This window comes from Hyphococcus formosus (assembly GCF_046736345.1).
GTDB lineage: Bacteria > Pseudomonadota > Alphaproteobacteria > Caulobacterales > Parvularculaceae > Hyphococcus > Hyphococcus formosus.
This window is the reverse complement of the sequence record NZ_CP157210.1, coordinates 2,340,900-2,355,180: the sequence shown is the minus strand read 5'-3', so window position 1 is coordinate 2,355,180 and position 14,281 is coordinate 2,340,900. Positions and strand designations below refer to the sequence as shown.

Annotated in this window: 11 protein-coding genes; 8 read left to right on the top strand and 3 right to left on the bottom strand. The window is 52.3% G+C overall.

Features of this window, described 5'->3' with window-relative positions:
- Positions 1-37: 37 nt before the first annotated feature.
- Entirely contained in the window at positions 38-1,591 is a 1,554-nt protein-coding gene (locus ABFZ83_RS10790) for an O-antigen ligase family protein (protein WP_411816562.1), read from the bottom strand.
- 175 nt (positions 1,592-1,766) lie between these two features.
- Here ABFZ83_RS10790 and ABFZ83_RS10785 point away from each other — a divergent pair, with 175 nt between their 5' ends.
- From ABFZ83_RS10785 to ABFZ83_RS10755, 7 genes are all read left to right on the top strand, one after another.
- Positions 1,767-3,134, top strand: a complete 1,368-nt coding sequence (locus ABFZ83_RS10785; protein WP_411816561.1) for an oligosaccharide flippase family protein — start codon at positions 1,767-1,769, stop codon at positions 3,132-3,134.
- A gap of 17 nt (positions 3,135-3,151) precedes the next feature.
- Positions 3,152-4,261, top strand: a complete 1,110-nt coding sequence (locus ABFZ83_RS10780) for a glycosyltransferase family 4 protein (RefSeq protein ID WP_411816560.1) — start codon at positions 3,152-3,154, stop codon at positions 4,259-4,261.
- 193 nt (positions 4,262-4,454) lie between these two features.
- Positions 4,455-5,957 carry a TolC family protein gene (locus ABFZ83_RS10775; RefSeq protein WP_411816559.1) on the top strand — a complete coding sequence of 501 codons (1,503 nt, stop codon included), beginning with the start codon at positions 4,455-4,457 and terminating at the stop codon, positions 5,955-5,957.
- The gene (locus ABFZ83_RS10770) at positions 5,950-7,728 is read left to right on the top strand and encodes a type I secretion system permease/ATPase (protein ID WP_411816558.1); all 1,779 of its coding nucleotides are present in this window, start codon (positions 5,950-5,952) and stop codon (positions 7,726-7,728) included. The genes ABFZ83_RS10775 and ABFZ83_RS10770 overlap by 8 nt, the downstream gene beginning before the upstream one ends.
- 3 nt (positions 7,729-7,731) lie before the next feature.
- On the top strand, positions 7,732-9,045 hold the full coding sequence (locus tag ABFZ83_RS10765; protein WP_411816557.1) for an HlyD family type I secretion periplasmic adaptor subunit: 1,314 nt from the start codon (positions 7,732-7,734) through the stop codon (positions 9,043-9,045).
- Positions 9,046-9,090: 45 nt separating this feature from the next.
- Positions 9,091-10,119 carry a glycosyltransferase family 2 protein gene (locus ABFZ83_RS10760; protein ID WP_411816556.1) on the top strand — a complete coding sequence of 343 codons (1,029 nt, stop codon included), beginning with the start codon at positions 9,091-9,093 and terminating at the stop codon, positions 10,117-10,119.
- On the top strand, positions 10,116-11,180 hold the full coding sequence (locus ABFZ83_RS10755; protein WP_411816555.1) for a glycosyltransferase: 1,065 nt from the start codon (positions 10,116-10,118) through the stop codon (positions 11,178-11,180). The genes ABFZ83_RS10760 and ABFZ83_RS10755 overlap by 4 nt, the downstream gene beginning before the upstream one ends.
- Here the strand turns inward: ABFZ83_RS10755 and fcl are convergent.
- Both fcl and gmd read right to left on the bottom strand, forming a co-directional pair.
- Positions 11,177-12,136, bottom strand: coding sequence for a GDP-L-fucose synthase (gene fcl / locus ABFZ83_RS10750; RefSeq protein WP_411816554.1), 960 nt, complete (start codon positions 12,134-12,136; stop codon positions 11,177-11,179). The two genes, ABFZ83_RS10755 and fcl, sit on opposite strands and share 4 nt — an antisense overlap.
- Complete coding sequence (gene gmd / locus ABFZ83_RS10745) at positions 12,136-13,215, bottom strand: GDP-mannose 4,6-dehydratase (RefSeq protein ID WP_411816553.1); 1,080 nt, start codon at positions 13,213-13,215, stop codon at positions 12,136-12,138. Before gmd ends, fcl begins: the two co-directional genes overlap by 1 nt.
- A 399-nt stretch (positions 13,216-13,614) precedes the next feature.
- Here gmd and ABFZ83_RS10740 point away from each other — a divergent pair, with 399 nt between their 5' ends.
- Positions 13,615-14,280, top strand: coding sequence for a hypothetical protein (locus tag ABFZ83_RS10740; protein WP_411816552.1), 666 nt, complete (start codon positions 13,615-13,617; stop codon positions 14,278-14,280).
- Position 14,281: the final 1 nt, after the last annotated feature.

Here is a 14,281-nt window from a genome sequence, read left to right as displayed (position 1 = left end):
ATTTCGTCGGCGGCGCTCCCACCGTGGGGTGCAGTTGCTATTTCCAGTTAAACTGCGCTGGCGTTTCGAGGGCCGGTTGCTCGTCTTCATTACCGTCTGGCATGGCGTGTTGATTGTCGCGGCAATGGCGTTCGATCCGCACAAGGGCGACGGCGATCCCCAGCATGCACCAATAGACAATCGGTGTGTGCAGCACGCTACTGGTGGTGAAGATGGTGATCATGGTTCCGACAATAACTGCGAAATAGGCCCGGCAATAAAGCGCAAGCGTCGGATTATAGCTCAAGGCTGATTTCATCGCGCGCCGCAAGCCGAGCAGGGCAAACAGGAATACACCGATAAATAGGCCCATCCCTACAAACCCGCTTTTCAGACCGACTTCCAAGTAGCTGTTGACGATATCAATGATGCCCTGACCTTGCCTGAGCGCCTGTAGTTTCGGATGGTCAAGATAATCGGATGAGCCGAAAATCGGATTTTCCGCCATCACCTCCCGGGCAGCTTTCAAAAGTTGTTGCCGGTATGAAATCGTATCCCCGGCAGAGCTACCGATAAAGGGAAGCAGGTCGATAATTTTCTGGCCAAAAGGCGTCACCAACGCGACCAGAAAGCCGACAAGGCCTAGGCCACCGAGATGAACAGCGCGGCTCATGGCTTGGGGGCTGATCAATACATAAGTGATCATCATTGCCGCTGCCCCGACCCACGGTCCCCGCGACAGCGATACGAGAAGCCCCGCGATTAATAATCCAAAGCCCGCATATCGATAGAATTTCGAAAAATTCTCGGTGAAAAAAGCGAGCCCCACGCCAATACCGGTCATCGCGATATAGCCCCAAACAATGGGATCGATGACCGAACCGGAAGCCCGCAAAAACCCATCGCGCATTGTGTAGGTAAATGGCATCGCGCCAAACCAGTTATAGCCGACGCTCGTATAGAAATGCCAGGTGCGGATGAGTTCGAGAATCGAGAGGGCGGATAGGATCAGTATCGGTGCTGTATAGGCCGCCGAAATTATGCGGATGTCAGAGAGCGATTTTGGCGCTCGACTAAAGACGAAATAAAATGGCGCGATGACCAGAAATTGTTCGATCATCGTACGGATAATATGCGTGACCGTTGGTCCACGCATGCACAGCACCAATTGAAGCGCCAGAAACAAGACAAAACAAAGATCTGCCATGCCGCCGCCCTGCGCGAGTTTTTTCATCTTCGGCGCGGCGATCATTGCGGGGATTAAAAGAACCAGCGTGAAAACCGCTTGTGGCGTCACCATGATAAATTTGTTGATCCCCGCAAAGCCCGGGATCGCGTCGCCAATATTCGGCGATACAAACAGCAGCAGCATAAAAAGCGCAGGTTTCAACGGGTCCGTCTTGGTCATGAAAAAGACGACCAGCGCCGATAGTATAATATAGGGCCAGAAACTGGGCACGAGGAACAGGCACGCGGTTACCGCCAGCCACAAATTGCGCCATTTATCGAATTGCCGCGCGCCGATCGCAGACGCATAGGGTTTACGAAAAAAGACAAAGCCGATTACGGAGATCACGAAAACGACGATGAAGGCTTTGAAATGCGTTGACATAGGTAACTGTTTAGCTCGTGTCGCGGGCCCTTGATAAGGTCGTATTCATGTTAACATCGCTTGGCAATGGATGTGCCATCCGAAATCCCACAGCCCACTAAATCATAGATTTGTAAACTTAATTGTCGTAGGTGCGGTGATCAGGCGGCAGATGTCGAAAAATAAAGTTAATAAAATGACCAGCGATCAACCCACAGCATCAGTTTCGCCCGTCCATTCGTTGCGGCGGCGCATACTGACAAGCGGCGGGGCAATCATGAGTGGATTTGGCGTGAGCCAGGTTTTGCGCCTGATTTCCAATTTGATCCTGACCCGTCTGTTGATGCCAGAGGTTTTCGGCCTGATGGCGGTCGCGCTATCAATTAACATCTGGGCAGTGATGTTGACGGATATTGGCATCGGATCAAGCGTGATCCGAAGCCCGAATAGCGAAAAAGCCGCCTTCATCCGAACGGCATGGACAACCCAGATCCTGCGGAATTTGCTGGTTTGGGCGATCATTATCTTTGCCGCCATTGGCGTCTATTTCCTGACGCTGGGCGGATATGTGAATGATGAAAGCATTTTCGCGGACCCGGTTTTGCCCTGGTTGATGGTTGCCATGGGCGTTCAACTACCGATTTCGGGGCTTGGTTCGACGAACCGATCTCTGGCGGAGCGTCGGCTTCAAATGAATCGCGTTGTTGGCCTGGAGCTAGCGCAGCAGCTGTTTTCGATGGTGGTCACAATTGCCCTTGCTGTTGCGGGCTTTGGCATTTGGGCGCTGGTCATTGGGACATTATCCGGCGCGTTATTCGCGACAATCCTCTCGCACTTTATTTTTGCCGGGCCGCGTATGGCGTGGATGCTTGATCGCGAGCATTTCAAAGAGATTTTCAATTTCGGAAAATGGCTGATTATCGCTTCTTTCTTTGGGTTTATTTTAAACCGGGGCGATCAGCTAATTTTCGGCTGGATGATGAATGCTCAGTCATTCAGCCTTTATGCGATTGCCGCGATTTGGGTCATGGCGGCGGTTACAGTTTTTCAATCTGTTATCGGACGAGTGTTTTTTCCCGCTTTTAGCGAAGTGCTGCGCGAAGATCCTGATGGATTTGAAACCCTTTATAAAAAAATTCGGCTGCTGTTGGATGCCGCGGCAGTGGCGATGGCGATTGGTGCCTATTTCCTCGCCGAACCGATCTTTGCGATCATCTATCCTGATGCATTCAGTGGTGTTGGCTATTATGTGAAATTGCTCGCGCCAACGCTTTTATTTCTTCCCTATCGTTTGATCAGCACCGCCGCACTGGCGGCAGGGAACAGTAAAGGCTTTACGGCTGTTACGGTGATTGGCGGCATTGCGATGGTGATTACGCTACCCCTGACCATGACCTATATCGGCGAGAAAGCGGCAATTATTCTCTATGCGTCTATTGCATTGGTTACATTACCGAGCGTTTGGAGCCTCGGGAAAAAGTTAATGAAATTAGATCCAATGATAGAGGGGCGGATGATTCTATCGGCGCTCCTCCTTGCGGTCGTTTTGATGCTTACCACATGATCCGAGCTTAAGATTTTATGAAAGACAAGCTGAAGATTGTTTTCGTACAGGCCGCAGGTTCCATTACCGAAACTGGCGGTTTTCGGGTTATTGCGGGCTATGCAGACCGGCTTCAGCGTCGAGGCCATAAAGTAACGCTCATTGCTCCCGAAGGCGCACCACCGAAGCCCAAAACGCTCAAAGGCAAAATACGAAATTTATTTCGGCCGAAATGGAAACCACAGCCGGTAAAAACACCGCCATTTCTGCGTAATGATGACGTTGAAATAAAAATCGTTGAGGGAAAGGGAACGCTGGACGCGGGCGATTTCCCGGACGCAGATATTGTTCTGGCGACATGGTGGGAAACCGCCGAATGGCTTGAGGATCTTGCGCCTGATATAACCAAAGCCCATTTTGTGCAGGGGCATGAGGCATTTCCCTATATGCCGGTGGAGCGCGTTCATGCGGTTTATCGAAAGCCCTACCGGAAAATCGTGGTTTCCGAATGGCTGCGCACGCAGATGCGCGATTTATATAATCATGAACGCGCAATTCTTGTCGAAAATACAATCGACACCGATATGTTTTCGCCTGAGCATGAGCGCGCGAAAAACGAACGGCCAACGGTCGGGTTTCTGTACTCGGTCATGACGCTCAAAAATTCGCCGCTCGCAATCGAGACCTGCCGTAGGCTGAGGGAAGTATACCCCGATCTCCGGGTGATTTCATTTGGCAGTCATACGCCGCGCCCCGAAGACAAAATGCCGGACTGGGTAGAGTTTACCACCAAGCCAGATCCGGAAGATATCGCAAAAATTTACCGCGCTTGTGACGTCTGGCTTTTCACGAGCGATAGCGAGGGATACGGCCTCCCTATCCTAGAGGCGATGGCAAGCGGCACGCCCGTCGTCGCGACACCTGCGGGGGCCGCGCCGCAATTGGTGACAGATGCGAATGGCGCGATCATTTCCCATGATGCCGCGTCCGCTGTGAAGGCGACGCGCAAAATACTTGATTTACCTGCCGCCGAATGGTCGAAAATGTCTCAATCCTGTCTGGAGACTGCACGCCGCCGCGACTGGGAAACTGCGACAGACGAGTTCGAGGCCGCGTTGCTTCGTATCGTTAATGGCGATCGCGCGTAATTTATTAAAAACTAATTAAAGCTTCCGACGGAAGTTTTTAAGAATGTTTCATCTTTCTCCATAGGCTGAAAGCCGGGCGACTTCTCTCTAGTTAAGCCTTTGTCAGTGATCTCACTCTATTAAGGTTTTGGTTAACCTTAACAAGAGTGCGTGGCGGAAGGCTGCGTGGCGTAGTAGTGGATGGGTACGGTTGATGATCAGTCTTCAGAAGATCTTTCTAATCAATTTGATCGCAATTGTGGCTCCCGGTACGGCATTCGCTATTCAAGATGGGCCGAGCGATGTCGGGTCGGTTTATCCCGGTGATGTCGTTGCACCAATTTCAGACGACGCCGATACGAACAGCGCCAAAAAATATTCCGCGAGATATTCGACCTCAAAGTTAGAACAGGCTCTTGGTCCCGCAAGTTATTTGATAACCGACCAGCATTCAGCCAATGATTTTACCGCCGCAATCCGGCGCGCAGTCGGGCGGCATCCATCATTCCATGCAAGTTCGTCTGACCTGGGCGAGTCTGATGCCCTACGCCGGCAAGCCAAGTCCGCTTTATATCCGCAATTATCCGCGCAGTTACGCGGTGATTATTCTTTAACTCGGGAATTTGCCGCTGGCACTGATAATGTTGTCGAATCCCTTCGCCCGCGTGAACAATATACGGCGGGTATATCCGCGTCTCAGCTCATTTTTGATGGCGGCGCGACTATTCAACGGATTCGCGGTGCGCGCGCCCTCGATCGTGAATATCGCTACGCCATGAGCACACAGATTAATAATCTCGCGCTTTCGGCATTGACGGCTTACCACGACGTTGCTGCGCATCAGGCGCTTGTCGCTTTCACACAGGCTTTTATTCAGCGCAACGAACAAATTCTAGAAGATGTAAAAGAGCGCGAACGGTTGGGCGCAGGGTCGAAAGCGGATGTGACCCGGGCCTTTGCGCGTCTTTCGGCGGCGAAGGCGCGGCTCGCGGAAATCCGCGAGAGCAAGAGATTCGCGGATATTAATTACGAAGAATTTTTTGGCGAAGTGCCGCCCCAATTAAAGCGACCTGGGATGGCGACGCCGGATGTCACTTCGCGAAATGAAACAGTCGCAACGGCGCTTGAAGAAAACCCGGAAATTTCCGTCGCACAAGCGCGGGTGGATGCGCGTCAGGCCGATTTTAAGGTCGCCAAGAGCGCACGTCTGCCAGAAGTTCGCCTTTCGGTTGACGCTGTAAAATATGACATCTTTGAAGGCGGTGACGATTTCGACGTCCGCGCTGGATTGAATATCAATTACAATATTTTCGGTGGCGGTAGTCGCGCAGCGGAAATTGCGATTGCGCGATCACGGGCGCGCAAAGAAAAATTCAATGAAGAACAGGTTCGTAAAGAAGTGGCGCGGGACGCAGCGGTGGCATTTGAGCGTTTACTGGGCGCAGATGCGCGGCTCGCATCATTGGCAGATGCGTTGGTCGCACATGATGAAACAAGAGACCTCGTATTGGAGCGCTATAAGCTATCGCGGGGTGATCTGATTGATGTTCTGCAGGCGGAGAATGATTACTTTGACGCGGGCGTTGCCTATCTGATCGGGTTGTCGAGCCGCGATATCGCAGGATATGCCCTGATGGAGCATACTGGCGATCTGCTTCGGCTTTTTTCACCGGAAAATGAATATAACGATGCTCGCTTTGGTGGCGTAAATGGATAAGCGTTCATTCATGAATGGATTTTCGACAACGGACCATTGGCTGTTCGGCCCTTTACGGAAGAACACCAAGATTTATGGACAAACCGTTCTTGCGGCGACCGTGGTAAACCTGCTCGGGCTCGTCTCATCATTCTTTATAATGACGGTATATGATCGGGTATTACCCAATCAGGCAATTGAATCGTTGATCGCCCTTACGATCGGAGTGATGGTTGCGCATATTTTTGATTTCATTTTGAAATCACTTCGCGGCTATTTCATAGATGTTGCTGGACAACGGCTCGACGCGACGGTTGGCGTCAGCGTCTTTGACAATCTAATGGCGATGCGCCTTGAGGCACGAAAAGGCTCGACGGGTGCCATTGCGGGGTTGGTCAAGGAATTTGAAAATCTGCGCGACTTTTTCTCGTCCGCAACACTGGTTGCCATTGTCGATTTACCCTTCATCTTTTTCTTTATCGGCGCGGTCGCTTTAATAGGCGGGCCCATCGCATTTGTACCGCTAATAGGCGTCATTTTGGCCTTAGGGTCGGGTGTGTTGATCCAACCGTTGATCTTGCGCCGAACGCAACAGGCGATGAGCGAGGGCCACCAGAAAAACGCAGTCCTGATTGAAACTTTGGGTGGACTGGAAACTGTTAAATCGGTGCAGGCGAGCAGCATGATGCGGTCTCGCTGGCGCGGCGGCGTTAGCCGGCATGCAAAAATTTCTGCGGTCGGGCGTTTCTTAAACCAGTTTGCGGTCAATGCGTCGGGATTTGCGCAACAAGCGAGCCAGGTTGGCGTTGTTGTGATCGGCGTTTTTCTGGTCAGCGCGAATGAAATCACAACCGGGGCATTGATTGCTTGTGTTATCCTGACCGGACGTGCCATGGGCCCGCTTGCGCAGGTCGCCTCATTGCTAAGCCGTGTGAACGGAGCAATGGCCTCATATAAGTCACTGGATGATTTGATGACTGCGCAAAGTGAAACCGACCCCGCGCGAGAATATCTGGCGCGACCAAAGTTAAGCGGCAAGATTGAGTTTCGCGATGTCGCATTTTCATATCCCGGCGAGACAACGCGGGCGCTTGATGATGTCTCGTTTACGATCGAGCCGGGTGAGCGCGTTGCTATTCTCGGCCGTAACGGCTCCGGGAAAAGTACGATCGTTCGTCAGATTACTGGTGTTTATCAGCCAACGGAAGGATCGGTTCTTGTTGACGATACGGATATTCGTCAATTGCGGCCATCTGATCTTCGCGCGAATATCGGCGCAGTTTTGCAAGATGTGTGTCTATTCTCGGGGTCCGTGCGTGAGAACATTGCCTTAGGGCTCGAGACGATTTCCGATGATGATATTCTTGAGGCCGCGAAGATTTCTGGCGTTCATGATTTCGTGGGCGCGACTGCTGGCGGTTATGATCAACGATTGACCGAACGAGGCGAAGGTTTGTCTGGCGGACAGCGGCAAGCCATTGCGCTTGCACGTGCGTTAGCGCCAAAACCTTCGATTTTGCTGCTTGATGAACCGTCTAGCGCATTGGACTCGCAGGCAGAAGCAGCTTTGATCGCTCGGCTTCACAAAGCGACCAGAGATAAAACCGTATTAATCGTGACGCACCGTATGTCGATGGTGCAGCTTGTTGATCGCGTAATCGTATTGGATCGCGGCCGTATTCTCGTGGATGGTCCGCGGGATACGGTGTTGCGTGCGATGTCGTCTGCGCGCGATCTCAAGGAAAAACGTATTGCGCCGCCATCATCAGTACGCGGTATCAGGGCGGCATAAATAATGACGGATAAGCACAACACCGAATTCGATATTGACGACACCATGCCAATTGAGCCAGCGCGTGCGGCGCAGTGGCTTTTGTATATTTTGGCTGGCTTGGTGGTTTTTACGCTTGTTTGGGCATCGCTGGCGAAGCTTGACCGAGTAACGCGAGGTGCTGGGTGGGTTGTCACTTCAAATCAGTTACAGGAGCTTCAGTCGCTTGAAGGCGGAATCGTGAAGGAAATTCTCGTTTCAGCGGGCGATCATGTTGAGGCTGGCGAGGTATTAGTTCGTCTCGATCCTACACAGATGAATGTGGCCTTTGCCCAAGGGCGTGAGGGACACAATGTCCTCGCCGCGCGGATCGCGCGCCTTGAGGCAGAATCAACGCTGACGCCAATTGCCTTCCCGCAAGGATTGGCTGAAGCGTCTCCGCAAGCGGTATTGAATGAACGCCGGTTATTCGAAGCCCGTCAGCAAGAGTTTCAGGCCTCGATTGATATTGAAACGAGCAAAATGGAGCAGCGGCGCAAAAGCTTGGCCGACGCTGAAGTAGCATTGGTCACGGCCAAAGAAGCTTACGACCTCGCAACCGAAGAACACAGCATCATGAAGCGGCTGGTCAGTCGCGGTATTGAACCACAGGTTGAACTGTTGCGTGCGCGACAACGCGAAGCAGCGGCCCGCGGCGAAGTTCAGCGTGCGGAGATCGCGGTTGGTCGGTTCAAGCTGGAGATTTCCGAGGCCGAAGGCGAAATTGACCGGATTAAAAAGACCTTTGCCGCAGCGGCGTATGATGATCTGACCAAAGCGAAGGCAGAGCTTGAAGAATTGAAGGGTGAGTTACCTGCGTTGCAGGACAAAGTTGCGCGGACAGAGGTTCGTGCGCCTGTTGCTGGTGTCGTGAATCGCGTGTTGGTCTCTACGATTAGCGGCGTGATCGAGCCCGGCGCGACAATTGTCGAACTTGTACCGAGCGAAGATACCCTTTTGGTAGAGGCGAGGGTCAAACCCGCTGATATTGGCTTCCTCCATATCGGGCAGGATGCGCGCGTTTCAATTACCGCATATGATTCCTCGGTCTATGGGTCGTTGGACGGCACAATCGAAACCATCAGCCCTGATGCCATTGAGGATGAAAAATCCGGCGACCGCTATTATTCGATCAAAGTGCGGACCAAAGCGGATGCACTCAAATCAAGGCAAGGGGATCTGAAGATCGTCTCCGGGATGGCCGCAGATGTTGCGATCTTGAATGGCAAACGCTCTGTACTCGCTTATATCGTCAAGCCGATGTCAGCCATGAGCAATAAAGCCCTGCGCGATAAATAATTTCGCTGCTTGTGATCTATGTGCAGTCACGATTAAACAAGTGATATGAACGACGGTCACGCATCAACGCTGATTTCGATTATTATCGTCAATTACAACGCCGGTGACCGTTTGGCCCGGTGTCTCGACCATTTGGCGGCGCAGGTTTTTCGAAATTTCGAAATCATCATCGTCGATAATGATTCTTCCGATAATTCGATTGCCCTCGCCAACGAACGCAAGGTCGAATTTACGCTTATCGATGCGGGGCGTAATCTGGGCTTTGCAGCGGCGAATAATCTCGCAGCAAAGTCCGCACGCGGTCGGTGGCTCGCCTTTTTAAACCCCGATGCCTACGCCGAACCCGGATGGCTTTCGGCCTTTGTCGCGGGGCAACGCCGGTTTCCAGCAGTGAAAGCATTCGGCTCGACCCAGATTGATGATACCGCGCCTGATCGCCTCGATGGCGCGGGCGACGTTTGTTCGGTCTTTGGTATCGCCTATCGCGGGTATTTTGACTGGCATCGCGATAAGCGCCCAGCCGATAGCCCTATCTTTGCCGCATGTGCCGCCGCCGCATTTTACCGCCGTGACATTTTCGAAGCATTAGGCGGTTTTGATGAGCGGTTTTTCTGTTATGGCGAGGACGTCGATCTTGGCTATCGATTGCTATTGAGCGGCGGTGAGACCATTCAATTACATGATGCGATTGTCCGCCATGAAGGCTCCGGCGTTACCGGGCGTAATAGTGATTTTTCCGTCTATCACGGGCACCGCAATCGGATTTGGCTATATTACAAAAACACGCCAACAACGCTTTATCGGATGACGATGCCTTTGCGGCTGTTGGGTGATCTATTGCTTGCAGGGAAAGCCGCGATGAGCGGAAGCTGGAGTGCCTATCGCCGCGCCATAAAGGATGGCTATGGGCAACTTGCTCAGTTCCGGGATGACCGCAAAAAATGGTCAGCTATGAAAAGCAGCGCTTTTGTAGCGCGGCGGATGCTCTGGTCGCCGATTGCGCTTCTCCGTCGACAGGGTAAGACGATCCCGATAGAACCGCGACATGTGACGGAAAAAAGCCGAGCAAAATGAAATTTTCAATCTCTGTTCCGATTGGTGCCTATCACCCATTTCTTCCATGGTGCCTCGAAAGCCTCGCGAAGCAGGGGGATTTGGTAGAGATCTGTCTTCTTGATGCATCTGATGATCCACGCGTTAGTGCGGTGGCAGATCATTACAAGGCCGCGTTGACCTATCGCCGACATGGCCCGGATGGCGGTCAATCAGACGCCATTAAAGAAGGCTGGGACCATAGTGGCGCGCCGTTTTTGGGTTGGCTGAATGCGGATGACATCTTGTTTCCCGATACCTTGAAAAAGGTCAGCGAGAAACTCGCCAGCAATCCTGCGCTTGATGTGGTTTACGGTCATTCGACCATCCTCGATGAACAGGCGCGTATGACCGGCTATCATTGGGCGGTGGAGCCGCCGGGGCCGCGTTTGCTTGAGGGGGGTATCATTTCCCAGCCCTCCTGTTTTTTTCGGCGGACGTCCTACGAGGCTGCGGGCGGAATTGATCTTTCGCTACATTATACGATGGATTGGGATCTGTTCATCCGCATATATAAAAGTGGTGCAAAATTTGATTTCATCGATGCGCCATTGTCGATGGTGCTATGGGGCGATGAAACCAAAACCGCTTCCTTTAATGCGCGTCGGCGAGAGGAACTGCAGCGGATTATCAAAAAATATGCGCCAGAAGAAAAGCAGTCGCGTATTTTTCGATCCTTCGCCATTCAAAACTTATTGTCGCGCATTCGCCCCGATAGTCTGCAAGATGCAATTACGCGATTGCTGACCCGTGGGCGCAAGGTCGTTTACGGCCTGGCAGCAGACGGAACGATTGCGGACCGGGCGGACTTATCACTCGTTCATTATGACCCGGAACCCAAAGTAAAAATCTTGGTCGCGTTCAATGATGGTGCTCAATTAGCCGACATCGAAATACCGGGCAGAACCTTTACGCAAGAAACATCTGGAAATATTGCGACGCTGACGATGGACGCCCCGGTATCCGCCGCAGACGCGGTTTCTGTTCGCGTTTCCGCAAAGGCCGGTAAGCCATTGCGGTTCCGATATTGTCAATGGGCCTAGCTCAGGCGCGCGGCGTCCTGATTTTTCAAAAACCAGTCAATCGTTCCTTCGAGGCCGTCACGCAAGGATATGCTCGGTTTCCACCCCATGGCGCGCAATTTGTCTGCGGACATGAGTTTGCGCGGTGTGCCGTCGGGTTTTGACGTATCGAATTTCAACGGCCCCGGCAGTCCTACGATATCGCAAATAAGCGAAGCAATTTCCCCGATCGGAATGTCTTCGCCATAGCCGACATTAACATGTTCGTGGCCGGAATAATTCTTTAGCAAAAACACCAGCGCATCGGCGCAATCATGGACATGCAAGAACTCGCGTCGCGGTGTACCTGTACCCCATACTTCGATGCCGGTTTCGCCTGCGTCCTTCGCCGCGAGGGCTTTGCGGATTAGCGCGGGGATAACATGAGAATTTTTCAGATCGAAATTATCATTCGGGCCGTAAAGATTGGTTGGCATTGCCGAAATGAAATCAAGGTCATGTTGCCGTCGATAGGCTTGGCATAGCTTGATCCCGGCGATTTTGGCGATTGCGTACCATTCATTTGTTGGCTCGAGCGCACCGGTTAGTAATGCGTCTTCGGTGATGGGTTGATCCGCAAATTTCGGATAGATGCAGGATGACCCAAGGAACAACAATTTCTCGACATTGGTTTTGTATGCCGCATGAATGAGGTTGGCCTCAATCATGAGGTTGTCATAGAGAAAATCCGCAGGATACGCATCATTGGCGAAGATGCCGCCGACCTTAGCGGCAGCGACAATAACTGCATCGGGTTTTTGATCGTTCATCCAGCGATCAACGTCTGACTGATTAATCAAGTTCAGTTCAGCGCGCCCGGCGGTCAAGATTTCCGCGCAGTTTTCGCTTTTCAAACGCTTGACAATTGCAGCGCCAACCATGCCGCGATGGCCGGCAACGAATACGCGTTTGCCGTCAAGAGAATAGGTCTCAGCCATTAACTTTCCTCGCCGCGAACTTGAAAGCTAGGGTCGTTCATATCTTCACGGACCATTTCTGAAACCAGCTCGCGGAATTTCGTTTTGTGCTGCCAGCCCAATTTTTCGTGTGCTTTGGACGGATCAGCCAAAAGTTCTTCGACCTCTGCTGGGCGGAAATAACGGGGATCGATACGAACCAATACCCGCCCGGTTTCTGTATCGACACCTTCTTCTTCGACGCCTTCACCGCGCCATTCGATGGTGATGCCAACTTCCTTGAAGGCGAGTTCCGTAAATTCGCGAACCGAATGCATTTCGCCAGTACCGAGAACATAATCGTCAGGCGTTTCCTGCTGGAGGATCATCCACATGCCCTCGACATAGTCACGGGCGTGGCCCCAGTCGCGCTGGGCATCAAGATTCCCGAGATAGAGACAGCTTTGTTCGTTCCGTTTAATTGCGGTGACCGCGCGCGTAATCTTCCGGGTAACGAATGTCTCGCCGCGAAGCGGGCTTTCATGGTTAAACAAAATGCCGTTCGACGCATGGATGCCATAGGCCTCGCGGTAATTGACGGTGATCCAGTATCCATAAAGCTTGGCCGCGGCATAAGGTGAGCGCGGGTAGAAGGGCGTGGTCTCGCGCTGAGGCACTTCCTGAACCAGCCCATATAGCTCTGATGTCGATGCCTGATAGAAGCGGACTTTATCCTCCAGCTTCAAAATCCGGATCCCTTCGAGAAGACGAAGAACCCCAAGTGCGTCCGAGTTTGCGGTATATTCCGGGGTCTCGAAGCTGACCTGAACGTGGCTTTGCGCGCCGAGATTGTAAATCTCGTCGGGCTGAGTTTCCTGGATCAAGCGAATGAGGTTCGTGGAATCTGTTAAGTCCCCATAATGTAAGTGGAAATTAGTTTTTCCTTCATGGGGATCGGAGTAGATATCGTCGATCCGGCCAGTATTGAACGAGGATGAGCGCCGCTTAACACCGTGCACTTCATATCCTTTTTCCAGCAGCAGCCGCGCCAGATAGGCTCCGTCTTGGCCGGTAACCCCGGTGATAAGGGCCGATTTGTTTGGTTTTGGCGAACTGGTCATGTCTGGCATCCGGATTAGAACTAAAAAAAGAGCCCCCGAGGGCTCGTGGCAAGAGTGATTAGAAGCCCTATATCCCGGGCCGCTTGGCCTGTTCAAGTGAAGGGGGTGTCACATTGGGACGGGGCGATAAAAAATACTGTTTCTCGGAACGGTACAGGCGGTCACCTGTTGGCAAGTCGAGAGCATTTTTTGACGGATGGCGTATGAGGTACAAATGTTCAAAAAAGCCCATAGTTGCGGGGTTTTTTGCCGATTCACGCTCTGATTGTCGAAACTGACAAAAAGGTGCCACATTAACGGTTTATTTAGAAAAACCAGCGGTACGAACATTGCTTTGGGGAACTGTAGCCGCGTATAAATGTTTTCGCCGGACAGGTAATAGTTTTGGGAAGTGTGACCATGAAAGTATTGAGTTTAATCGCAGCCGCTGGTGCCCTATTCGGCATCGCCCATGCTGCGCCCGTCGCCGTTGACAATGGGGATTTCGAAGCCGCGATGGTTTCGCCAGGAAGTCACGCCTTTTACGGTTCTTGGGAAAATGCAGCCGCTGGATGGGAATCTGATGGCGCAGCCGGTGTATGGGCACCGAATTTCGGCACATTCTTTTCTTCATCGCCAGCGGGCGTCGATAGCCAAATTGGTTTTGCGAACGCCGGCGCGACCTTGTCGCAGGACTTGGGCATCACCATCGGCACGGATGTCTCTTACACACTGTCCGCATTGATTGGTGATCGTAACGATCTGTCATTTGGCGGCGTCTTCGGTTTTTATGCCGGTGATCCTTCAAACATCATCGCTTCAACAGCGCTTGTGTCTTCTGGCGACGGCCTCTGGGGGCTGCAGGAGTTTTCAGTACTGGCAACAGCGCTTGTCGGTTATGTTGGTCAGGAGCTGGGCATTTTCTTCTCTGGCACCGTTGGTCAAGTTAACTTCGACGCTGTGAATGTTGTTTCAAATGACGACGTCATCGTTAACCCGCTGCCGGGTGCCGTATGGCTTTTCGGTACAGCGCTGGCTGGTGGTTTCTTCGCGAAACGCAAAAAGAAAGCTGCTGTTGCTGCCTAAG

Bases quoted from the DNA above. Each gene is read 5' to 3' on its own strand.
- ABFZ83_RS10780 (WP_411816560.1), top strand. From the start codon at position 3,152: ATGAAAGACAAGCTGAAGATTGTTTTCGTACAGGCCGCAGGTTCCATT.
- ABFZ83_RS10790 (WP_411816562.1), bottom strand. From the start codon at position 1,591: ATGTCAACGCATTTCAAAGCCTTCATCGTCGTTTTCGTGATCTCCGTA.
- gmd (WP_411816553.1), bottom strand. From the start codon at position 13,215: ATGACCAGTTCGCCAAAACCAAACAAATCGGCCCTTATCACCGGGGTT.
- ABFZ83_RS10765 (WP_411816557.1), top strand. From the start codon at position 7,732: ATGACGGATAAGCACAACACCGAATTCGATATTGACGACACCATGCCA.
- ABFZ83_RS10770 (WP_411816558.1), top strand. From the start codon at position 5,950: ATGGATAAGCGTTCATTCATGAATGGATTTTCGACAACGGACCATTGG.
- ABFZ83_RS10740 (WP_411816552.1), top strand. From the start codon at position 13,615: ATGAAAGTATTGAGTTTAATCGCAGCCGCTGGTGCCCTATTCGGCATC.
- ABFZ83_RS10760 (WP_411816556.1), top strand. From the start codon at position 9,091: ATGAACGACGGTCACGCATCAACGCTGATTTCGATTATTATCGTCAAT.
- fcl (WP_411816554.1), bottom strand. From the start codon at position 12,136: ATGGCTGAGACCTATTCTCTTGACGGCAAACGCGTATTCGTTGCCGGC.
- ABFZ83_RS10785 (WP_411816561.1), top strand. From the start codon at position 1,767: ATGACCAGCGATCAACCCACAGCATCAGTTTCGCCCGTCCATTCGTTG.
- ABFZ83_RS10775 (WP_411816559.1), top strand. From the start codon at position 4,455: ATGATCAGTCTTCAGAAGATCTTTCTAATCAATTTGATCGCAATTGTG.
- ABFZ83_RS10755 (WP_411816555.1), top strand. From the start codon at position 10,116: ATGAAATTTTCAATCTCTGTTCCGATTGGTGCCTATCACCCATTTCTT.